Source organism: Amycolatopsis sp. lyj-108 (assembly GCF_046549005.1).
Classification (GTDB): Bacteria; Actinomycetota; Actinomycetes; order Mycobacteriales; family Pseudonocardiaceae; genus Amycolatopsis.
On the sequence record NZ_JAJPWQ010000003.1, the window covers coordinates 467,871 to 489,335 of the forward strand.

The window sequence follows — 21,465 nt, forward strand, 5'->3', positions numbered from 1 at the left end:
TATGAAAGGTCCTTTCCTTGCAAATTTCGCAAGGAAAGGACCTTTCATAGCGTTTGAAAGAGTCTCAGCAGGGAGCTTCGCGAGCGGCCTTCAGCAGCGTCTGGTCGATCACCGGGGCACCGCCGCCCGCAGACTGCTCACCGCCGCCGCTGCCCTGCTGCGCCTTCGACCACTGCGTGAGCTGATCGAGCACCTGGCGCGCTTCCGCCTTCGGGCGGACGTCGCCGAGCAGGGTGCCGGTGGTGAACGTGACCGAAGCGTCCTTGCGGTTGTCCTTGACCAGTTCGGCGCACGGGACCACCAGGCTCAGCGTGCGGGCCGCGGCCGCGCCGTTCTCGCCGAAGCGGATCTGGCCGCGGCACTTGGCTTCCGCGTTCTTGTAGGCCGGGTCGACGTCCGGCTCGAGCACCTGGGAGAAACCGAGTTCCCGGAGCGTGCTGGTGACGATGCCGCCTTGGCCGCGGACCTGGGATCCGTTGAGCACCTGGACGGCGACCTTGTCCGGCGGGACCGGCGCCCGGTCGTCGAGTCCGTCGTGCGCCAGCGGCGTGTAGGTGACGCCTTGCTGCGGGACGGGCGGCGGATCGCAGCGGATCTTGGCATCGATGTCGGCGTTGCTCGCCACGACGTTCACCCAGACGATGACCGCGCCGAGTGCCATCACCCCGATGACGATGAGCGCGGGCAGCGGCTTGCGTTTGCGATACGGCCTCGCCCCGCGGTCCCCGATGCCGTTCCCCGACGCCACCTGCCAGTCCCTTCCCCAAAGCCCGGATCCCCGGACGGTGCTTCATCTCACCATCGTGTCCGATCAGCCTATGCGTTGTGGCGAAGGTGATCGGCGCGGGCCTCCGGATAGCACCACGCGATGGCCACTCCGGGCAAGCAGCCGGGCCCAAGGGGTGAGGTACCCGACGGAGGCGCAACCCATTCGGACGACAGGCGTCTTGACAGCAGGGTTCCCCCTGTTGGGTGACGTAATCCCGGCAATGTCTGACTCGTTGCAGAGCCGGTATCGGCGTGAGCTACCCTTCGCGGGCTCAGGCGGCAGTAAGAGGCGCAAAAGAGAGACCTCGCTCACTGCCCAGCCGGGCACAAACAGGGGCGCTGGGACGTTAACCAGCGGCACGAAGGACTCACGAGCCGCGCGCTCTTGGGTCCGGGCCATCTGACATCGAAAGCATCGCAGGGGTGAGGGACAAATGGCGACCGACTACGACGCTCCGCGCCGCAGCGAAGCCGACGAGCTGGCCGAAGACTCGTTGGAAGAGCTCAAGGCACGGCGCAACGAAAACCAGTCCGGCGTCGTGGACGTCGACGAGGACGCGACCGCCGAGAACTTCGAGCTGCCGGGCGCGGACCTCTCCGGACTTTCCGGGGAGGACCTGACCGTCAAGGTCGTGCCCAAGCAGGCCGACGAGTTCACCTGCTCCGTCTGCTTCCTGGTGCACCACCGCAGCAGGCTTGCGGAAGAGAGTGGCGGACGGCTCATCTGCCGCGACTGCGCCTGAGCCTACGGGCACAGGGGACGGCGCGACAGGGGTTTCGGGATCTGAACAGGAATAAGGGGGCCGGCCGGATGGCCGGCCCCCTTTCCTTACGACTAGGACTTCGAGGCGGTCTGCCGCAGCAGCGCGGCCACCTTCTCCGGGTGCCGGGTGCTGAACAGCCAGTACGGCGTCGGATCTTCGGGGTCGGTGAGCCACACCCGCACGACCGGGCCGACCCAGCCCCGGTGCAGCACGAAGGCCGCCGGATCGGCGTCGCGGCCGAGCGCCTTGCGTTTCGCTTCCTTGTCGATGACGTCGACGTCGCCGACGAACTTGAGCGGAAGATGCGCGTCGCGCAGCCACAGCTCCGGCTCGGCGCCACCGGTCACCCGGACGCGGGACCGGCCGAGCGAAACCATCAGCGCGATCACCGCGGGGATCAGCACCACGTACGGCAGCCAGCCGCGGAGCCCCGGGTAGCCCATGTCGATCTCCGCAGCCAGCAGCCCGCCGCCCAGCAGCGGCAACGGCCAGCCCCACCACGGGACGTAGAGCCGCTCTGAATGCTTGACGGCGCCGCCTTCGGCCGTGTTCACGCTTTCACCCACGCCTTCAGGGTAGTCTCGCCGCCCGTGTCCACCGTTCAGGTACTGCTTTCCCGGATCGATCCTTCGGTCCCACTCCCCGCCTACGCGCGCCCCGGCGACGCGGGCGCCGACCTCGTCACCACCTCGGATCTCGTGCTCGCGCCCGGCGAACGCGGCGTCGTCGGAACGGGCGTCGCGATCGCGCTGCCGCCCGGGTACGCGGGCTTCGTCCACCCGCGCTCGGGTCTCGCCGCCCGCGTCGGCCTCTCGGTCGTCAACACCCCGGGCACCATCGACTCCGGGTACCGCGGTGAGATCCGCGTCTGCCTGATCAACCATGATCTCTCCGAGAAGGTCGTGCTCACCCGCGGCGACCGGATCGCGCAGCTGGTCGTGCAACGGGTCGAACAGGCCGAATTCGTCGAGGTCGCCGAACTCGAGCCGTCCGAGCGCGGCGAGGGAGGGTATGGCTCCACGGGCGGACACGCCACACTGGGAGCCGGAGCCAGGGAAGGAACGGAGAACTAGTGGGGATTTTCGGACGCAAGCGCGAGGCCAAGCCGAGCGGACGGCACGCCGCGCCCGAGGTCGAAGACCGTCCCGGTGACGACGGCGCCGACGAGATCGAGCCGCAGCTGTCGGAGACCTCCGACGGCCCCTTCGACCTCGCCGACGCGCCCGAGGACGGCATCCCGAGGATCGACCTCGGTTCGGTGAAGGTACCGGTACCCGACGGCTCCCAGGTCCAGGTCGAGATGGACCCGGAGAGCGGCGGCGTCCGCGCGGTGCACGTCGTCACCGAACAGGGCCAGATCACCGTCAGCGGCTACGCGGCGCCTCGGTCCGGCGGCCTGTGGAAGGACGTCAGCACCGAACTCACCGAGCAACTGCGCGCCGACGGCGCCAAGGTCTCGGTCGGCATGGGGGAATGGGGCCTGGAGCTGTCCGCGATCGTCGGCGACGTCGCACTGCGGTTCGTCGGGGTCGACGGTCCCCGCTGGATGCTCCGCGGCGTCATCGCCGGTCCGCAGTCGCAGGCGTCCCAGGCGCCCGCGGTACTGCGCGAGATCGTGCGGCACACCATCGTCGACCGCGGCGACGCGCCGATGCCGGTCCGCACCCCGCTCACCATCACGCTGCCCGACGCCGTCGCGCAGCACATCGCCGAGCAGAGTTGATTTGATCGCGCGCTGTGTTTATTTGATCGCGCGCTGACGTAAACGTGCCGAAGGGGCGCCGGGCCGCTTGCAACTCGGGTTGGGAGCGGAGGGCGCCCCTTCATCACGTTTCCGTGGGCCTTCGGCCCGAAAGAGGGCGCGCGACGGGTGAAGTCTCCGTCGGGCGCAGAGCGCCCTTGGGGAGACCGTTCGGTGCTGTCGTGACGCCGCGTGGTGTCGCGGTGGGCTAGTGGGTCTGGGCGGCTTTTTGCCAGGCTTGGACGGTTGTGTGGCCTAGGGATTCCCGGTCTGAGCCGAGGGCGGTGAGGGTCGACTCGCCGATTTCGGCGCGTGGGAGGGCGTCCGCCCAGGCGTGCGCCACCGCCGCCGGGTGGATCGGGTCGTCCACGCATGCGCCGATCCCCGCGGGCACGTCGAGGCCCTTCAGGTCCTCCAGAGACGGGGCGGGGTGGTCTGCCGCCGTCCGCAGGCTTGCCGCCAGGTCGGCACCGTGCCGCCGCCACGCGCGGCCGAGTTCCGCCGAGAGCCAGCGGGGGACGCCGTCCGTCGATTTCGCCAGCGCGCCCTCGACCCCGTTTTCGGCCACCAGATCCGCTGACAGCCGCGCGGCGAGCGACGCGGGTGCTCGTCCGGCCGGGCCGTTCCAGGCCGGGAGCGCGGCCAGCAGGCCGGTGCAGCGGCCCGGATTGCGGGCCGCCCACTCCGCCGACAGATGCGCGCCGAACGAGATGCCGCCGACGAGCAACGGACCGTGCTCGCCGGACAGCCTGTCCAGCTCCTCGAGATAGCCGTCCGCGAGACGGCCGCCCGCGGGCGGGGGCGGGGCGAGCAGCCGGATGCCGAGCGCCCGCAGCGGGCCGGAGAACACGCTGCGCACGAACACTTCGTCGGACCCGGTGCCGGGGAGTACTACTGCCGTCGTAGGCGGAATAGCGGAGGTCACGTTGCGATATTCCCCTAAACCCGTTCTCCTGGTCGAAGCACAGTTACGCTGGATTACGCACGGGCCGTTCAAGTCGGGGGCCCCGGAGCACAGGAGCACCGTTATGTCCGCCAAAGACGGCGGCTACTTCAGCCGGCTGGTCCGCAAGCTGACCAGCGACGTCGAGGATCTCGACGCCGACGATCTGTCCGAAAAATCCGAGGCCGGCGGAGCGCAGCGAGCCTGCGACTGCCGGTCGGGTCAAGAGGTGACGGTGCTCGGGAGACTCCGCAGCGTGGAGCTCTGCCCGACCAACGAGGCGGCGACGCTGCAGGCCGAGCTGTTCGACGGCACACAGGGTGTGACGCTAATCTGGCTCGGACGCCGCCGGATCCCCGGAATCGAACCCGGGCGAACCATCAAGGTGCGCGGCCGGATGGCCGAACGTGATGGTCAGAAGGTGCTGTACAACCCCTATTACGAACTTCAGAGCCCTGTGAGTTGATCCCGCATCGTGAGTGAACCCGCCGGCGGCGAGCAGAAGACCGACGACAAGAAGCCCCAGCCCACCCTGTTGGAACAGATGGGCGGGCTGTCAGGACTGTTCTATTCCTCGCTGCCGGTCATCGTGTTCGTGATCGCGAACGCGATCTTCGGGCTCACGGTGGGCATCTGGGCCGCGGTGGGCAGCGCGGTGGCGATCACCGTGCTGCGGATCGTGCGCAAGGAGCCGCTCCAGCCCGCCATCTCCGGATTCTTCGGGGTGGCGATCGCGGCGTTCATCGCCTACCGGACCGGATCGGCCAAGGGCTTCTTCCTGTTCGGCATCTGGACGAGCCTGGTCTACTGCGGCGTCTTCGTGCTCTCGATCGTCGTCCGCTGGCCCCTCGCCGGGGTGGTGTGGAACGCGCTCAACGGCACCGGCCACGCCTGGCGCAAGGACAAGAAGTCCCTGATCGCCTATTCGATCGCGACCGGCGCCATGGCACTGATCTTCGGCGCCCGGTTCGTCGTGCAGCGCTGGCTGTACGACGAGGACTACACCGGCTGGCTGGCCTTCGCGAAGATCGCGATGGGCTACCCGCTGTACGCGCTCGGCCTGCTCACCGTCGTGTGGGCGGTGCGGCGGTCGGACAAGCACCTCAAGGCGCAGGCCGAAGAGGCCCCGCGTGAAGAGACCGACGCCGAGGTCGAGGCTCGCCTGCGCGAGAAGTACGCGCAGGCGCCCGCTGTGGAGAACTAGCCTCTTCCGTCAAGCCCCGAATGCTATGAAAGGTCCTTTCCTTGCAAAATTTGCAAGGAAAGGACCTTTCATAGCATTCGAGGAGGCGTGAAAGGGCGGTTCTAGTAACCCAGCGCGGTCCGGATCTCCGGCTCCACGTCCGAGGTCGCCACGAACAGCAGCTCGTCACCCGGCTCGAGCGGATCCTCCGGCTGCGGCACGATCACCCGGTCCCCGCGCAGGATCGTCACCAGCGCCGCGTCACGCGGCAGGTTGATCTCGCTGACCGCCTTGCCCGCCAGCGGCGTCTCCTCCGGGAGGGTGAGTTCGACGAGGTTCGCCTGGCTCTGCCGGAACGTCATCAGCCGCACCAGATCGCCGACGCTCACCGCCTCCTCGACCATCGCCGCGAGCATCCGCGGGGTCGACACGGCGACATCGACCCCCCAGGCGTCGTTGAACAGCCATTCGTTGGCCGGGTTGTTCACCCGCGCCACCACCCGGCGCACCGCGAACTCGGTCTTCGCCAGCAGCGACACCACCAGGTTCGCCTTGTCGTCGCCGGTCGCGGCGATCACGACGTCGCACTCCTCGATCCCGGACTCCTCCAGGATCGACACCTCGCACGCGTCGCCGAGCACCCAATCCGCCTGCTCCACGGTGTGCGGCTCGAACTGGTCGGCCTCACGTTCGATGAGCATCACCTGGTGCCGCCCGTCGATCAGCTCCGCGGCGATCGACCGGCCCACCGCGCCGGCCCCGGCAATCGCGACCCGCATCAGTTCTCCTCTTCCGGTTCGCGAGCGGCGACGGTGGTCACGTCGCTGACAGTGCCCGATTTCGCGGCGACGTACACGACGTCGTCGGCCTGGATCACGGCCTTGGTGCCGGGCAGCACGGCGGTGCCGAACCGCATCATGAACGCGACCCTGGCGCCGGTGGTGTCCTGCAGTTCGCGCACGCTGCGCCCGATCCATCCCTCGTGCAACGGGAGCTGCAGGAGCGCGACGCTGCCGGACGGGTCTCGCCATTCGGAGGCGACGCCGTCGGGAAGCAGGGTGCGCAGGAACCGGTCGGTCGTCCACGGCACGGTCGCCACGGTCGGGATGCCGAGCCGTTCGTAGACCGCCGCGCGCTTGTGGTCGTAGATCCTGGCGACGACCTTGTCGATGCCGAAGTTCTCCCTGGCCACGCGCGCCGAGATGATGTTGGAGTTGTCGCCGCTGGACACCGCCGCGAAGGCCCCCGCGCGTTCGATCCCGGCCTCGATCAGCACCTGCCGGTCGAAGCCGACGCCGACCACCTGCTGACCGTGGAAATCACTGCCGAGCCGCCGGAACGCCTGCCTGCTCTTGTCGATGACGGCGACCTCGTGCCCGAGCCGCTCCAGCGCCGCGGCCAGGGATGCGCCGACCCGGCCGCATCCCATGATCACCACGTGCACGCACTGCCTCCTTAGTCAGCGAACGTTTCACCCGTCCGCAGGTACCCAGACACACCAGCGCCGAACCTACCGTGAGGGGCGACCGTTAGTCTTCCGTGGTGTCGAAGTTCCCGACCGTATTGAAGCGGCTCGTCCTCGGACGTCCATTCCGGAGTGACCGCCTCTCGCATACGCTCCTGCCGAAGCGCATCGCGCTGCCGATTTTCGCGTCCGACGCGTTGTCGAGCGTCGCCTACGCGCCTGAGGAAATCTTTCTGACCCTCAGCGTCGCGGGCCTGTCCGCGTACGCCTTCGCGCCGTGGATCGGCGTCGCCGTCGCCGTCGTCATGCTGGTCGTGGTCGCCTCCTACCGGCAGAACGTGCACGCCTATCCCAGCGGCGGCGGTGACTACGAAGTCGCCAATACCAACCTCGGCGGCAAATTCGGGCTCACCGTCGCGAGCGCCCTGCTGGTGGACTACGTGCTCACCGTGGCGGTTTCGACGTCGTCCGGGGTGGCGAACATCGGTTCCGCCATCCCGTGGGTGGCGGAGCACAAGGTGATCGCCGCGGTCGTCATCGTGGTCGTGCTGACCGCGCTGAATCTGCGCGGAGTGCGCGAATCGGGCAAAACGTTCGCGATTCCGGTCTACGGTTTCATCATCGGCATTCTCGGCATGGTGATCTGGGGCCTGATCGAGGCGGCCTCCGGCACCGACATGCGGGCCGAGAGCGCGGATTTCCAATTGCACGAAGAAGCCTCTTTGACCGGTTTCGCGTTCTTCTTCCTACTGCTGCGGACGTTCTCCTCCGGTGCGGCGGCGCTGACCGGGGTCGAGGCGATCAGCAACGGCGTCCCGGCGTTCCAGAAGCCGAAATCGAAGAACGCGGCGACCACCCTCCTGCTGATGGGCGTACTCGCGGTGACGATGCTGGTCGGCATCATCACGCTGGCGATCATCACCGACGTCAAATTCGCCGAGCACCCGGAAACGCAGCTCACCGGCACTCCGGCGGGCTACGAGCAGAAGACGATCGTCGCGCAGATCGCGCAGGCGGTGTTCGCCGACTTCACCCCCGCCTTCTACTACATCTCCTTCGCCACCGGCATCATCCTGCTGCTGGCCGCGAACACCGCGTTCAACGGCTTCCCGGTGCTCGGCTCGATCCTCGCCCAGGACCGCTACCTGCCGCGCCAGCTGCACACCAGGGGCGACAGGCTGGCCTTCTCCAACGGCATCCTGTTCCTCTCGGCGTTCGCGCTGGTGCTGATCATCGCCTTCGACGCCGAGGTCACGAAGCTCATCCAGCTCTACATCGTGGGTGTGTTCGTCTCGTTCACGATCAGCCAAGCGGGCATGCTCCGGCACTGGAACCGGTTGCTGGCCAGGGAGACCGATCCCGCGGTACGGCGGCGGATGCGGCGATCGCAGACGGTCAACGCGATCGGCCTCACCATGACCGGCACCGTGCTGATCATCGTGCTGGTCACGAAGTTCCTGCTCGGCGCCTGGATCGCGATCGCGGCCATGGTGGCGATCTACATCCTGATGACCGCGATCCGGAAGCATTACGACCGGGTCGCGGAGGAATTGCGCGAGATGGACCGCAAGCCGACCGTGTTGCCTTCGCGCAACCACGCGATCGTGCTGATTTCGAAGCTGCACCTGCCGACCCTGCGCGCGCTTTCCTACGCCAAGGCCGTGCGGCCGGACGTCCTCGAAGCGGTCACGGTGAACGTCGACGATGTCGAGACGCGCAAACTCGTCCAGGAATGGGACGACCACGATTTCAAGGTGCCGCTGAAGGTGATCGAATCGCCGTACCGCGAGATCACGAAACCCGTGCTGGACTACGTGAAGCGCGTTCGCGGCGACAATCCGCGCAACGTGGTGACCGTGTTCATCCCCGAATACGTGGTCGGACACTGGTGGGAGCAGGTGCTGCACAACCAGAGCGCGCTGCGCCTCAAGGGACGGCTCCTGTTCCAGCCCGGCGTCATGGTGACGAGCGTGCCGTGGCAGCTCGAATCGTCGGAAAAGGCGATCAAACGCGACCGGAAGGCACGGCCCGCGGCAGGCGACGTACGGCGTGGATTCTCCCCCGTTGTCAAACAGACCGAAAAAACGAAGGACAAGGAAAAATCAGAATGAGTGTGGACGCGTCGACCGGCACCTGGCTCGGACGAACGATCGAGCTGGAGGTCGGCGCGGTCGCCCACGGCGGGCACTGCGTCGCGCGGGCGGAAGGTCGGGTCGTGTTCGTGCGGCACGCGCTGCCCGGCGAGCGGGTCCTCGCCTCGGTCACCGAGGACAAGGGTGGGTCGTTCTGCCGTGCCGACGCGATCGAGGTCCTGGAGGCATCCCCGGAACGGGTGGAGCCGCCGTGCCCGCTCGCGGCGCCGGGGGAGTGCGGTGGTTGCGACTGGCAGCACGCCGCGCCCGGTTACCAGCGTGAACTCAAGGCCGCGGTCGTCGCGGAACAGCTGAAGAGGTTGGCCGGGATCGAGCGCGACGTCGTCGTCGAAGCGCTCGACGGTGGCCCGCTGGACTGGCGCAGCCGCGTCCGGCTCGTCGCGGGCAAGGACGGCAAGGCGGGCTTCCGGGCGCACCACAGTCACCGCGTGATCGCCATCGACGACTGCCCGATCACCGTCCCCGGCGCGCTCGACGACGTCGTGTCACGGAACTGGCGCCCCGGCAGTGAAATCGAGGTCACGAAGGACGGCGCGGGGCATGTGCACGTCCGCGACCTGTCGACGGTCCACGGGAAGAGCAAGTCGCGGCAGCTGGCGGGCGGCCTCGCCGTCCAGCGCGCCGCCGGCCGCGACTGGCGCCTCGACGCCCACGGCTTCTGGCAGGTCCACCCGGCCGCCGCCGACACGCTCGCCGCCGTCGTCGCGGAATGGGCCGAGGCGCCGCGCGACGGCGTGGCCTGGGACCTGTACGCCGGCGTCGGCCTCTTCGCGTCGGTGCTCGCCGAGCAGGTCGGCCCGGGCGGCCGCGTGCTCGCCATCGAATCCGGCCGTCGCGCCGTCGCCGACGGCGAGGAGAACCTGGCCGACCTCCCGCAGGTTCGCTGGCGCTCCGGCCGCGTCGAGCACCTGCTGGCCGATGCCCCGAAACCGGTCGACGTCGTCGTCCTCGACCCGCCGCGCAAGGGTGCGGGCAAGGCCGTCGTCGAGTCCATCGTGGAAGGCTCACCCGACAGGATCGTCTACGTGGCGTGCGACCCGGCCGCCTTGGCCCGCGACATCGCGCTGTTCGCGGGACACGGATACGGGCTGGCGGACCTCCGCGCTTTCGACGCTTTCCCGATGACACACCACGTCGAATGCGTTGCGTTGCTGCAATAACGGCTTATCGGTAATCCGTCGGAATGGATTGGCTTCGTTCGGCTTGTCCAGGTGTCGAAGTGCTCGCTAACTTGAGTTCAATTCGACGCGAACGGAATTCCGAATCATGGATTATCTTACTTCGGTATGTGGTGATTGCGACGGAAAAGGCTGCGCCGGCTGCGACGGGCACGGCACGATCACCATCGTGGAGGACTGACGAATGGAACCGTCAATGCTTCCTCCCGGTGTCACGGCGCAGGAGATCAGCTACCGCAACGGCCGGAAACAAGTCATCTACACGGCGCCCTACCCGTCCGAAGGCCCGGTGCTGGCCAGGGATCTGCTGGGCAGGCAGGCATGGATGTTCATGTACGCGCATTTCGTCTTCACCTGGGTGGAGGGCGCGGTACAGGTGCAGGTCGCTCACGGAACGCTGAGCGGACCGAAGATGCCGTTGTGGAAGGGAATCGCCATTTCCGCCTACTGGTCGGGGCCCGCGCTGGCGAAATTCGGGCAGGCGTGGGCGTTGCAGCAGATGTCCGGTGAGCGGGGTACCCCGGCCGTCGTTTCCATTTGAGACTCGGCCGGATGGTTCGGTCCACGGGTGTTTCGCGGCACTTGAACATGGGCATGCCGAGGAGCCCGTCGCCGGTGCGGACGGCGGGCTCCTCGGGTTGTGCGGGATCAAGTCACGACGCGGTGGAAAGTGTTGCGCCGTGGCACTTGTAGCGGGTCGAGGTATTGAGGTGGCACGAACTCCGGTATCCCGTCCGGCGCCATCCGAACCTGCCAGTCGCCATGGTGGATGAGCCGATGGTGGAAGCCGCAGAGAAGGACCAGGTTCCGCGGATCAGTCGGTCCGCCGTCCGCCCAGTGGTGAATATGGTGGGCGTGACAGTGCTTTGTCGCCCGATGGCAGCCGGGGAACGCACAGCCACCGTCGCGAATGTTCAAGGCGCGACGTTGGCCTGGGGTGACGAACCGTTTCATCCGTCCGACATCGAGAGGCTCACCGGCGGCGTTGAGCACGACGGGGATCATCAGGCAGTCGCAAGCTGCCAAACGGGCTTCGCGGGCGGTGATCTTCCCGACGAAGTCGAGGCACGCGGTCCCGAGTCCGGTCTTCAAGGCTTCGAGTCCGACAGTGACATGCACCAGCGTGCGGTAGCCGGAGGTGCCCGGTTGATCGGGGCAGGCGATGGCGAGGTCGACGAGGTCGGCCCACGCGTCTCCTCGGCGTTGGGGCATGGTGCGGTGGTCGGCCTGGCCGAGCTCGTCGACCGGCCGCTTCGCCCCGTAGGCGTCCAGCGTGGCCGCGGTGCGGGCACCGGTCTCGGGGTCCAGGAGCCCGGACAGTTTCCAGAAGCCGTCCTTGCGGCGCTCGACGAACACCTCCCGCTTCGGCGGCGTGGGTTCGGGGTCCTTCGGCTCGTTGCTATCGGGGTCGAGATGCGAGAGAAGGTTCACGCCTGCGTCGGCGATCTCTTTCGGACCGGCCTCGCGGGCGAGATCGGCGAGGATCTTCTCCGCCCCGGCTCGTTCCTCCGCAGGCACATCGGAGGGAATTTTGCGGAGGATCTCCAGGATCAGGTCTATGTGCTGCTCCCCGAGCGCGCCGTCCTCGGCCGCGGCGGCGGTCGCGGGCGCGAACACGGCACCCTCACCACCGACACCCGGCGTGGGGTTCAGGGCCTGGGCCCGGTCCACCATGTCTTGCGCGTCACCCCGGGAGATCCGGGCGACATCGGCGAGCCACGATGCCGCGCTCCCATAGCCGAACAAGTCTTCCGCGCCCCGCGACTCGACTTCCGCCAGGTACTTCCCCAACCCGGCCGAGGCCACCCTCATCACCTGCAGCAGGTGCGTCACGCCGTGGGCAAGCTCCAGCTTGCCGGCGCGCCACAGTTCCTGCGGCAGTGAGGGAATGGTCGTCTCGGGCACGTCTCCATATTATCGAAGTATAGGCGGGAAATCATTCATAATTTTAAGCAACAATGGTAATTGCGCATTTACCACTGATGGGTGATATGGGGTCGGACATCGTGACGCTCGTGAGTGGTAAGGACGGTTCTAACCGTCCTTACCACTCACGAGACCCAAGCTCAGTGCTTCAGTGTGAAAGTGAAGTCCCCGGAAACCTTGCCGGTCAACCGCACCGCCGAAACCACCTTCCCTTCCTCGATCAGTCTCTCGACCTCGCCCCGCGAAAGACCGCATCCCTCGGCGAGCAGCCGCACCGGCCGGACCGGGATCCGAGCCGCGAAGCGAACGGAGACGTCGCGAAAGTCCGGGGCATCCGAGGAGCCGGTGTCGAGGCGCCACGCGCCGTCCCAATCGAGGGCGATACGGTTCCGGCGCCGCACGGTGGGATCCTGGAGCAGTTCCGCCGCCAGGACGAGATCGTTCTCGTGCAACCGGTTCAGCAGGCCCGGCCGCACGGAGCGCACGTTCGCGCGCTCCAGGATCGTGAGTTTCGCGGTGTCCCCGCATCCAGTGCAGAGCACGAGAAGCCAGACATCGAGGAGTTTGTGGTGGGCGTTGACGCGAAATCTGCCGTTCGCCCGGAAGCGCCCGGACGGGCAGACATGGCAACGGCGGAGGACGACAGGCAGGCAGGTGGGTACGACCACCCAGTTTTCGAGCACAGGAATACACCCGTTCCAGTGAGAAATCCGCAGCAAAAGGAAGCGCGGCGCCCAGGGCGCGACGCGCGACGAAATCAGCGCTCGGGAGGTCTCACAGGGTGTACAACGGCAGGCCCTCCGGCTCGACGACATGGGTCCGGCAGCACGGTAATGGCCCGAGAGTGGTCCGCTCCACCGGTTTTCCGGGCAAAGTGAAGGCCCCCTGGCCGAAACCAGGGGGCCTCACTCAAGCAATGCCTAGGAGCGCGCGTCCTCCTTCAGCATGTCCGCGCACTTCTCACCGATCGCCATCGTCGTGATGCACGGGTTGACGGCGACCAGGAACGGCATCGCCGAACCATCCGCGACGCGCAGGCCTTCGACGCCCCGCACCCGCAGCCGCGCGTCCAGTACGGCCAGCGGATCCCCGTCGCCGCCCATTTTCGCGGTGCACGACGGGTGGTAGACCGTGTTGTGCGTCTTGCGCAGGTAGTCGGCGATCTCGTCGTCGGTCTTGACGTCCTTGCCGGGCGCCAGTTCCGTGCCCGCCCATTCGTCCAGTGCGGGCTGTTCGGCGATCTTGCGCGCCAGTTTGATGCCGTAGGTCATCACGCGCATGTCGTGCTCGTCGGTGAAGTAGCGCGGGTCCACCTTCGGCTTGTCCCGATAGTCCCGGCTGCGCAGCCGCACGGTGCCGGTCGACCGTGACCGGGTGACGTTCGGGGTCAGGCAGAAGCCGTTCTCCGTGGTGGGATAGCCCTGCCGGAGGGTGTTCATGTCGAACGGCACCGAGCCGTAGTGGAACATCAGGTCCGGCCGGTCGAGACCTTCCTCCGTGGTGGTGAAGATGCCGATCTCCCACCATTGCGTGGACTCGGTCGTCATCGGCTGCAGCGCGTCCCACTGGATGACGCCTTCCGGATGATCCTGCAGGTTCTCGCCGACGCCGGGGGAGTCCACCAAGACGTCGACACCGACCTCGCGCAGATGCTCGGCGGGGCCGATTCCCGACAACATCAGGAGTTTCGGGGTGTCGATCGCGCCGGAGGACAGGATGACCTCGCGCCGCGCGCGCAGCGGGACACCGTGGATCAGGTCGTCGGCCAGGTACTCCGCGCCGGTGCAGCGTTTGCCGTCGAACAGCAGCCGCCGGACGCGGGCACCGGTGATGATCTCCAGGTTCGGCCGCTTGCCGATGATCGGGTGCAGATACGACACCGACGCCGACGAGCGGGTGCCGTCTTCGCGCGCGTTGATCTGGAACCAGTTCGCCCCGTGCGTCACGGTCTTGCCCGAGTTGAACTCCGTCCTCGGGATGCCCGCCTGCTCGCAGGCCTGCAGCAGCGCGACGCCGGTCGGATCGTTCGGCGGCACCGAGCGGATGGTCACCGGACCGGAGCGGCCGTGGTGGTCACCGGGGCCGTCGTTGGTCTCAAGACGCTTGTACAGCGGGAAAACATCCTTGGCCGACCAGCCGGGCAAGCCGAGTGACGACCACTCGTCGAGGTCTTCCGCCGGCGCCCAGAAGGCGATGCACGAGTTGTGCGACGAGCAGCCGCCGAGCACCCGCGCGCGGGCGTGGCGCAGGAAGGAGTTGCCGGACTCCTGCGGTTCGACCAGGTAGTCCCAGTCGTAGCCGGATTCCAGCAGCGCCATCCACTTCGTCAGTTCCAGCACCGCCGGATCGTCCACATCGGACGGTCCGGCCTCCAGGAGCGCCACGGTGACGTCCGGGTCTTCCGAGAGTCTCGCCGCGACCACCGAACCCGCCGTCCCGCCGCCGACGACGATGTAGTCGAACTCTCCGGTCACTGTGCTGCCTCCTCGGGAAGTGCTTCCGCGGCGTGATCGGCCAGGACGCCGCTCTTGTGCCGCAGGACGAACCAGTAATACGCGAAACCGACGACGGCCACCGCGCCGACGAACAGCACGGCCCCCCATTGGAGGTACCAGTGATACGGCTCGGTCGCGTTGTAGACCTCGCGCCGCGGCCACGCCAGGTTCACCACGATCACCCCGCCCCACAGCACGCCGAGGATGTTGACCGGCAGGCCCAGTTTGCCGAGGGAGAAGTACTTGGTCCCTTCGGTCTTCGGCGGCGGCCACTGCCCCCGCAGGCGCTTGACCAGCATCGGGATGGTGACCAGCAGGTACGCCAGGTAGATCATGATGATGCCGATACTGGTGATCACCGTGAAGATCTGCGGCTGGCCGACGTTGACCACCAGGATCAGCACCGCGATCACCCCGGAGACGATCGCGGGGATCACGGGCGTCTTCGTCTTCGGCGACACCCGCGCCAGATGCTTCCCGGCGGGCAGGTTGTTGTCGCGGCCCATCGCGAACATCATCCGGATCGCCGCCGACTGCACGGCCAGGTTGCATACGGTGATCGCGATGACGACCGCCAGCAGGAAGATCGTGCCGATCGTGCTGCCGAGGACGTCGAGCACGATGAACTGCAGCCCACCGGTCGCGATCTGCGGGTTGTTGATGTCGCCGACGGCCATCAGCGCGAGGATGAGGATCAGCCCGCCGATGACGAACGACGCGATCAGCGCGCGCAGGATCGCCTTGGGCGCGTTCTTGCGCGGGTCGTGGGATTCCTCGCCGAGCGAGCTGGCGGTGTCGAAGCCGTACATGACGTAGGTCGACGCGAGCGAGGCGACCAGGAACGCCCCGAAGTATCCCCACGGCTGGTCGGCGCCGGTGTTGTTGGTCTGCATGACGACCTCGGGGCCGCGCGTGATGTTCACCGCGAGCGCGACGATCAGCAGGACCGCGGCGATCAGTTCGATGAACACCCCGGCGCTGTTGATCCGCGCCATCAGTTTGACGCCCCAGGCGTTCACCAGCGTGGTGAACAGGATCAGGATCGTGCCGAGGATGACCGCGTTCACCGCGCTGTCGCCGGAGAAGGAGAAGAACGACGAGATCTGCGGGAGCGTGATCTGATACGCCAGCGCGACCGCGGCGATGCTGACGATCGAGGCGGTCAGCATCATCCACCCGGCCAGCCAGGCGACGTGCGGGCTGCCGAGCCGTTTCGACCAGTTGTAGATCGAGCCGGCGACCGGATAGTGCGCGGCCAGTTCGGCGAACGACAGCGCCACCATCAGCTGGCCGACGAACACCATCGGCCACGACCACCAGTACGCCGGCCCGCCGAAGCTGAAGCCGAAGTAGAACAGCTGGAAGGTCCCGGTCAGGATCGAGATGTAGCTGATCCCGGCGGCGAAGGTGTGGAAATTGCCGAGCGTTCTTTCGAGTTCCTGTTTGTAGCCGAAACCGGCGAGGCCGTCATCGGAAGGATTGCTCATCGGCAATTTTCCCCTCTTTAGTTGGACGCGGGCTCCCCGGAGAACCAGCGCTGTGGTGCGGGCCGGAGGTTCTGGTAGATGTGCTTCGCCTCCGTGTACTCGGCGAGTCCCGTCGGGCCGAGCTCACGCCCGAAGCCGGACTGCTTGTAGCCGCCCCATTCCGCCTGCGGCAGATACGGGTGGAAGTCGTTGATCCAGATCGTGCCGTGCCGCAGCCGGTTCGCGACCCGCTGCGCGCGGGAGGCGTCCGAGGTGAACACCGCGCCCGCGAGGCCGTAGTGGGTGTCGTTGGCGATGCGGACGGCGTCGTCCTCGTCGGTGAAGGTCTCGACGGTGAGCACCGGGCCGAACGATTCGTCGACGACGGCGCTGCTGCCCTGCTTCACGTTGTCGAGGATGGTCGGCAGGTAGTAGTGCCCCTTCGCGAGCTCGCGATCGTCGGGTCGTTTGCCGCCGGTGCGCAGGACGGCGCCCTCTTCCAGCGCCGCGGCGACGTAGCGTTCGATCTTCTCCAAATGGGCGGCCGAGATCAGCGGACCGGTTTCAGCCTTCGGGTCGAAAGGTCCACCCAGTCGGATCAGTTCGGCGCGGCGGACGAGTTCGTCGACGAACCTGTCGTGCCATTCCTCTTGGACGATCAGCCGCGCACCCGCCGAGCAGACCTGCCCGGAGTGCAGGAACACCGCGGTCAGGGCGTAGTCGACGGCGGTGTCGAAGTCCGAGTCGGCGAAGACGACGTTCGGGTTCTTCCCGCCCAGCTCCAGCGCGACCTTCTTGATGGTCGCGGCGGCCGAGGCGGCGATGATCTTGCCGGTCGCGAGGCCGCCGGTGAACGAGACGAGATCGACATCCGGATGCTCCGAAAGAGGAGCCCCGGCCTGCGCGCCCGCCCCGAGCACCAGGTTCGCGACGCCGCCGGGCAGCCCGGCCTCGGTCAGCAGCTTCATCAGCATGATCGAGGTGTGCGGGGTCAGTTCGCTGGGTTTGAGGACGAACGTGTTGCCCGCCGCGAGCGCGGGGGCGACTTTCCAGATCGTCTGCAGGAGCGGGTAGTTCCACGGTGTGATCAGCCCGCAGACGCCGACCGGCTCGTGCACGATCCGGCTGAACGCGTCCGGGTTTCCGGTGTCGACCACGCGGCCGGCGTCGTTGGCGGCGAGCTTGCCGAAGTAGCGCAGGCACGCGGCGATGTCGGCCATGTCGTATTCGCTCTCGACCAGCCGTTTCCCGGTGTCGAGGGACTCGGCGCGGGCGAACGCCGAGGCGTCGCGATCGAGCAGGTCCGCGGCCTTCAACAGCAGGTCACCGCGCTGGGGGGCGGGCGTGCCCGGCCACGGGCCGGTGTCGAACGCCTTCCTCGCGGCGGCGATGGCCGCTTCGGTGTCTTCGCGGGTGCCTTCGGCGACTTCCGCGACCAGCGACCCGTCCGCGGGGCAGCGGATCTCCCGGCGACCACCGCCGACCGCGTCGACCCACTCGCCACCGATGAAAAAGTCCGCCATCAAGCCCTCCGCAACCGGCTCTTGCTGTGCTGATGAGTTCTCAGCGGGAAAACATGCTTCGAACTGACCGTCGATCAGCGATTATCGCGGCCACCCGACGTGACCGCTACTTGGCAAAAGAGACCATGTTCACACTGTCGGGTGTCGAGTGGTGATTTTCTGACATGTGACCCGTGACGCGGCGGACGGAAGACTCTCAGGGACCCTCCGTAGACTGGTCGGAACGGCGGAAGAGGAATCAGGCGAGGTGGGAGAGTGACGTTGCTCGAGTCCGTGCACGGACCGGCCGACTTGAAGCGGATGACCCCGGAGCAGCTCGACGAGCTGGCCGCGGAGATCCGGGACTTCCTCGTCGAAAAGGTGCGGCTCGCCGGTGGTCACCTCGGCCCGAACCTGGGTGTGGTCGAGCTGACGATGGCGCTGCACCGGGTCTTCGACTCGCCGAACGACGCCATCGTGTGGGACGTCGGTCACCAGGCGTATGTGCACAAGATCGTCACCGGCCGTCATGACGGCTTCGGCAAGCTGCGCCAGCTCGGCGGCCTCACCGGCTACCCGGCGCGCTGCGAGAGCGAGCACGATTTCGTCGAGAACAGCCACGCGTCGACCGCGTTGTCCTATGTGGACGGTCTGGCGAAGGCGTTCGAGCTTGGCGGGGGCGGCAGGCACGCGATCGCCGTCGTCGGCGACGGCGCGCTGACCGGTGGCATGTGCTGGGAGGCGCTCAACAACATCGCCGCGAACCCGCGCCGCCCGGTCGTCATCGTCATCAACGACAACGGCCGCTCGTACTCGCCGACCATCGGCGGCGTGGCGGACCACCTCGCGTCGCTGCGGCTCAAGCCGGGCTACGAACGCGTGCTGGACCGCGGCAAGGAACTGCTGCGGCACACGCCCATCGTCGGCAAGCCGATCTACGCGGCGCTGCACGCGGCCAAGGCGGGGCTCAAGGACGCGCTGAGCCCGCAGATGATGTTCTCCGACCTCGGCCTCAAGTACCTCGGCCCGGTGGACGGGCACGATCTGGCCGCGCTGGAGAAGGCGTTCCAGAGCGCGCGCGACTTCGGCGGGGCGGTCATCGTGCACGTGGTCACCGAGAAGGGCCACGGCTACGAGCCCGCGGTGACCAACCAGGCCGACCAGATGCACCAGACCGACCCGATCGACCCGGAGACCGGCCTGCCGCCGGTCAAGGGCCCGAGCTGGACCGGGGTCTTCGCCGACGAGCTGGTGAAGATCGGCGCCGACCGCGAGGACGTCGTCGCGATCACCGCGGCCATGCTGCGCTCGACCGGGCTGCACAAGTTCGCCGAGGCGTATCCGGATCGCTGGTACGACGTCGGCATCGCCGAGCAGCACGCGGTGACTTCGGCCGCCGGGCTCGCGATGGGCGGCAAGCACCCCGTCGTCGCCGTCTACTCGACCTTCCTGAACCGGGCGTTCGACCAGGTCCTGATGGACGTCGCGCTGCACCGCCAGCCGGTGACGCTGGTGCTGGACCGTGCCGGCATCACCGGACCGGACGGGCCGAGTCACCACGGCATGTGGGACCTCTCACTGCTCGGCATGGTGCCGGGCATGCGGGTCGCCGCGCCGCGCGACGCCGGCACGCTGCGCGAGGAACTGCGGGAGGCCGTCGCCGTCGAGGACGGGCCGACGGCGCTGCGGTTCTCCAAGGGTGGCGTGATCGACTCCGTGCCCGCCGTCGAACGCGTCGGCATGGTGGACGTCCTGCGCAAACCCGACGGCGACGCCGACGTCCTGCTGGTCGCCGTGGGCGCGTTCGCGATGCTCGGGCTCGCCGCCGCGGACCGGCTGGCCGACCAGGGCATCGGCGTGACCGTGGTGGACCCGCGCTGGGTCGTCCCGGCGCCCGCCGAACTGGTGGCACTGGCGGAGCAGCACAAGCTGGTCGTGAGTGTCGAGGACAGCGGACGGCACGGCGGTTTCGGCTCCGCGCTGGCCGCGCTCTTCCGCGACGCCGAATGCGACGTGCCGCTGCGCGATCTCGCGGTGCCGCAGGTTTTCCACGACCACGGTTCGCGCGAAGAGGTGCTGGCCCGCGTCGGGCTCACCGCGCAGGACGTCGCGCGGCGGGTCACCGAGTGGTCCGCGAACCTGGCGAGCCGGACACCGGCGCCGGAGGACACGCACCGCTGACAAGCGCTATGAAAGGTCCTTTCCTTGCAAATTTTGCTAGGAAAGGACCTTTCATCGCACGCGTTAGGACTTCGTCGGGGCGCTGAGCCGACGCCCACCGAGGGCACGCTCACCGGTCCGTGAGGGCCTCCTTCCCTACCCTGAAGGTAGTGAAGGAGGCCCTCACGGAACACGAAGCGGTGCGCTAAGCCTCCTGGGCGATCGCCACCGCCGGAGTGGCGACAGGCTCCGAGTACGCGTAGACCTCCCGCGGTTCGGGGAAGAGCTTCACCAGCACGGGATACGCGATCGCCGCCGTGCACAGCGTCACCACCATGCTGACGTCGACGCCGCCCGCGATGTCCTTGAACGGCCCGGCGATCATGGGCGTGTTGGCGGTCAGCAGGCCCAGCGTCGTGGCCGGGATCCACGCGGCCATCGCTCGCCAGTTCACGCCTCGGGTGAACCAGTAGCGGCCGCCCTTGCGGCCCTGGTTGAACACCTGGAGGTCGTCCGGGTCGTAGAACCCGCGACGCAGCACGAAGCCGATCATCATGATCACCATCCACGGCGAGGTGCACAGCACGATCAGCGTGGCGAAGGCGTTGATGCTGGAGACCATGTCGAGCACGAAGTTGCCGACGAAGATGAACACGACACTGAGCGAGCCGATCAGCAGCGTCGCCTGCACCCGGCTCAGCTTCACGAAGATCGAGCTGAAGTCCAGCCCGGTCCCGTAGAGCGACGTCGTGCCGGTGGACAGTCCGCCGATCAGCGCGACCACGATCAGCGGGATCGCGTACCAGAGCGGGGAGATCGCGGTCAGGCCGGTGATGTAGTCGGCCGGATCGGCGACCAGTGTCGCGGTGGCGATGCCGAAGCCGAACGGCAGCAGCGTCGCCACCTGCGCCAGGAACGGCGCGGCCAGCAGGGAACGGCGGCTGTGGCGTGCGGGGATGTAGCGCGTCCAGTCGCCGAGGAAGGCACCGAACGAGATCGGGTTCGCCATCGTGGTGAGCGCGGCCAGGATCCAGGTCGGCCAGAAGTCCCCGAGCGCGTAGACGCCGGTGCCGGCGAAACCCGGGTCGAACGTGCCGCCGTAGGCCACGATCCCGAGCAGCATGATCGCCGTGCCCAGTACGACGGCGACCCGGTTCACCAGCAGCATGAACCGGTAGCCGTAGATGCACACCACCAGTGTCGCGATCGCGATGACGCCGTACGCGACGCCGCGGAGCACCTCGCCGCCGTCGAAGCCGAAAAGTCGTTGTGCCGCACCGGCGACGGCGTCGCCGCTCACCCAGACCGAGATGGCGAAGAACGTGATCGCCGTCAGCAGGGAGAGGAAGGAACCGACACAGCGGCCGACGACGCCGAAGTGCGCGCCAGAGGAGACGGCGTTGTTGGTCCGCGTGAGCGGACCGAACAACGACATCGGCGAGAGCACGAGCGCGCCGACGACCACACCCGCGACGGTGGCGGCCACCGCGGCCCAGAAGCTCAGCCCGAAGGCGATCGGGAGTGTCCCGAGGATGATGGTGGCGAAGGTGTTCGCGCCGCCGAACGCCATCCGGAACAGGTCGCGGGGCCGCGACGTCTGTTCCTCCGGCGGGATCGGCGCGATGCCGTGCTGCTCGACTTCGGTGACCTTGTCACCCATGGGGACCTCCAAGTACGCAATTCGGCACCTGCTTGCGATCGTTGGCGTCGCGAACTACCGC

Annotated in this window: 20 protein-coding genes; 9 read left to right on the forward strand and 11 right to left on the reverse strand. The window is 67.6% G+C overall.

Translation table 11 applies throughout. The features are described 5' to 3' along the window. Positions 1 to 64: 64 nt before the first annotated feature. Positions 65 to 748, reverse strand: a complete 684-nt coding sequence (gene cei, locus ACLJO0_RS13840; RefSeq protein WP_410578919.1) for an envelope integrity protein Cei — start codon at positions 746 to 748, stop codon at positions 65 to 67. A gap of 454 nt (positions 749 to 1,202) precedes the next feature. Between cei and ACLJO0_RS13845 the strand changes: the two genes are divergently transcribed. Next, a complete protein-coding gene (locus ACLJO0_RS13845; RefSeq protein ID WP_005164528.1) occupies positions 1,203 to 1,511 on the forward strand; it encodes a DUF4193 domain-containing protein in 309 nt (102 codons plus the stop codon). A 92-nt stretch (positions 1,512 to 1,603) separates the two neighbouring features. Here ACLJO0_RS13845 and ACLJO0_RS13850 read toward each other — a convergent pair whose 3' ends face one another. Further along, positions 1,604 to 2,098 carry a DUF3093 domain-containing protein gene (locus ACLJO0_RS13850; protein WP_199748950.1) on the reverse strand — a complete coding sequence of 165 codons (495 nt, stop codon included), beginning with the start codon at positions 2,096 to 2,098 and terminating at the stop codon, positions 1,604 to 1,606. Positions 2,099 to 2,122: 24 nt separating this feature from the next. Between ACLJO0_RS13850 and dut the strand changes: the two genes are divergently transcribed. Then, positions 2,123 to 2,605, forward strand: coding sequence for a dUTP diphosphatase (dut, locus tag ACLJO0_RS13855; RefSeq protein ID WP_007033571.1), 483 nt, complete (start codon positions 2,123 to 2,125; stop codon positions 2,603 to 2,605). Beyond that, a complete protein-coding gene (locus ACLJO0_RS13860; RefSeq protein ID WP_125793651.1) occupies positions 2,605 to 3,255 on the forward strand; it encodes a DUF3710 domain-containing protein in 651 nt (216 codons plus the stop codon). Before dut ends, ACLJO0_RS13860 begins: the two co-directional genes overlap by 1 nt. Before the next feature lie 226 nt (positions 3,256 to 3,481). On the opposite strand, the gene ACLJO0_RS13865 is transcribed toward ACLJO0_RS13860, so the two are convergent. Next, the gene (locus tag ACLJO0_RS13865) at positions 3,482 to 4,198 is read right to left on the reverse strand and encodes an alpha/beta hydrolase (RefSeq protein ID WP_410578923.1); all 717 of its coding nucleotides are present in this window, start codon (positions 4,196 to 4,198) and stop codon (positions 3,482 to 3,484) included. Between the two features lie 103 nt (positions 4,199 to 4,301). Here ACLJO0_RS13865 and ACLJO0_RS13870 point away from each other — a divergent pair, with 103 nt between their 5' ends. Both ACLJO0_RS13870 and ACLJO0_RS13875 read left to right on the forward strand, forming a co-directional pair. Beyond that, positions 4,302 to 4,682 carry an OB-fold nucleic acid binding domain-containing protein gene (locus ACLJO0_RS13870; protein ID WP_034316985.1) on the forward strand — a complete coding sequence of 127 codons (381 nt, stop codon included), beginning with the start codon at positions 4,302 to 4,304 and terminating at the stop codon, positions 4,680 to 4,682. Positions 4,683 to 4,691: 9 nt separating this feature from the next. After that, positions 4,692 to 5,420: a DUF3159 domain-containing protein gene (locus tag ACLJO0_RS13875; protein ID WP_410578925.1), complete on the forward strand. Its 729-nt coding sequence runs from the start codon at positions 4,692 to 4,694 to the stop codon at positions 5,418 to 5,420. A gap of 101 nt (positions 5,421 to 5,521) precedes the next feature. Here ACLJO0_RS13875 and ACLJO0_RS13880 read toward each other — a convergent pair whose 3' ends face one another. Together ACLJO0_RS13880 and ACLJO0_RS13885 are read right to left on the reverse strand one after the other, a co-directional pair. Next, a complete protein-coding gene (locus ACLJO0_RS13880; protein ID WP_016332961.1) occupies positions 5,522 to 6,178 on the reverse strand; it encodes a potassium channel family protein in 657 nt (218 codons plus the stop codon). Then, entirely contained in the window at positions 6,178 to 6,843 is a 666-nt protein-coding gene (locus tag ACLJO0_RS13885; RefSeq protein WP_410578928.1) for a potassium channel family protein, read from the reverse strand. Before ACLJO0_RS13885 ends, ACLJO0_RS13880 begins: the two co-directional genes overlap by 1 nt. A 98-nt stretch (positions 6,844 to 6,941) precedes the next feature. Here ACLJO0_RS13885 and ACLJO0_RS13890 point away from each other — a divergent pair, with 98 nt between their 5' ends. From ACLJO0_RS13890 to ACLJO0_RS13900, 3 genes are all read left to right on the forward strand, one after another. After that, the gene (locus ACLJO0_RS13890; protein ID WP_410578930.1) at positions 6,942 to 8,975 is read left to right on the forward strand and encodes an APC family permease; all 2,034 of its coding nucleotides are present in this window, start codon (positions 6,942 to 6,944) and stop codon (positions 8,973 to 8,975) included. Further along, positions 8,972 to 10,177: a class I SAM-dependent RNA methyltransferase gene (locus ACLJO0_RS13895; protein ID WP_410578932.1), complete on the forward strand. Its 1,206-nt coding sequence runs from the start codon at positions 8,972 to 8,974 to the stop codon at positions 10,175 to 10,177. The genes ACLJO0_RS13890 and ACLJO0_RS13895 overlap by 4 nt, the downstream gene beginning before the upstream one ends. A gap of 214 nt (positions 10,178 to 10,391) precedes the next feature. Then, a complete protein-coding gene (locus ACLJO0_RS13900; RefSeq protein WP_410578934.1) occupies positions 10,392 to 10,736 on the forward strand; it encodes a hypothetical protein in 345 nt (114 codons plus the stop codon). 107 nt (positions 10,737 to 10,843) lie between these two features. Here ACLJO0_RS13900 and ACLJO0_RS13905 read toward each other — a convergent pair whose 3' ends face one another. The 5 genes from ACLJO0_RS13905 to ACLJO0_RS13925 form a co-directional block, all read right to left on the reverse strand. Next, complete coding sequence (locus tag ACLJO0_RS13905) at positions 10,844 to 12,100, reverse strand: DUF222 domain-containing protein (protein WP_410578936.1); 1,257 nt, start codon at positions 12,098 to 12,100, stop codon at positions 10,844 to 10,846. Positions 12,101 to 12,261: 161 nt separating this feature from the next. Then, positions 12,262 to 12,804 (reverse strand): DUF1062 domain-containing protein, encoded by a 543-nt coding sequence (locus ACLJO0_RS13910; protein WP_410578938.1) that lies wholly within the window; start codon positions 12,802 to 12,804, stop codon positions 12,262 to 12,264. A gap of 237 nt (positions 12,805 to 13,041) precedes the next feature. Then, positions 13,042 to 14,595 (reverse strand): GMC family oxidoreductase, encoded by a 1,554-nt coding sequence (locus ACLJO0_RS13915; RefSeq protein WP_410578940.1) that lies wholly within the window; start codon positions 14,593 to 14,595, stop codon positions 13,042 to 13,044. Further along, on the reverse strand, positions 14,592 to 16,103 hold the full coding sequence (locus tag ACLJO0_RS13920) for an APC family permease (protein ID WP_410578942.1): 1,512 nt from the start codon (positions 16,101 to 16,103) through the stop codon (positions 14,592 to 14,594). Before ACLJO0_RS13920 ends, ACLJO0_RS13915 begins: the two co-directional genes overlap by 4 nt. Before the next feature lie 17 nt (positions 16,104 to 16,120). Further along, positions 16,121 to 17,605 carry an aldehyde dehydrogenase family protein gene (locus tag ACLJO0_RS13925; RefSeq protein ID WP_125793663.1) on the reverse strand — a complete coding sequence of 495 codons (1,485 nt, stop codon included), beginning with the start codon at positions 17,603 to 17,605 and terminating at the stop codon, positions 16,121 to 16,123. Between the two features lie 255 nt (positions 17,606 to 17,860). Here ACLJO0_RS13925 and dxs point away from each other — a divergent pair, with 255 nt between their 5' ends. Then, positions 17,861 to 19,765 (forward strand): 1-deoxy-D-xylulose-5-phosphate synthase, encoded by a 1,905-nt coding sequence (gene dxs, locus ACLJO0_RS13930; RefSeq protein ID WP_410578945.1) that lies wholly within the window; start codon positions 17,861 to 17,863, stop codon positions 19,763 to 19,765. Between the two features lie 184 nt (positions 19,766 to 19,949). Here the strand turns inward: dxs and ACLJO0_RS13935 are convergent, their stop codons facing one another. Continuing rightward, positions 19,950 to 21,404 carry a purine-cytosine permease family protein gene (locus ACLJO0_RS13935; protein ID WP_125793664.1) on the reverse strand — a complete coding sequence of 485 codons (1,455 nt, stop codon included), beginning with the start codon at positions 21,402 to 21,404 and terminating at the stop codon, positions 19,950 to 19,952. Between the last annotated feature and the right edge of the window lie 61 nt (positions 21,405 to 21,465).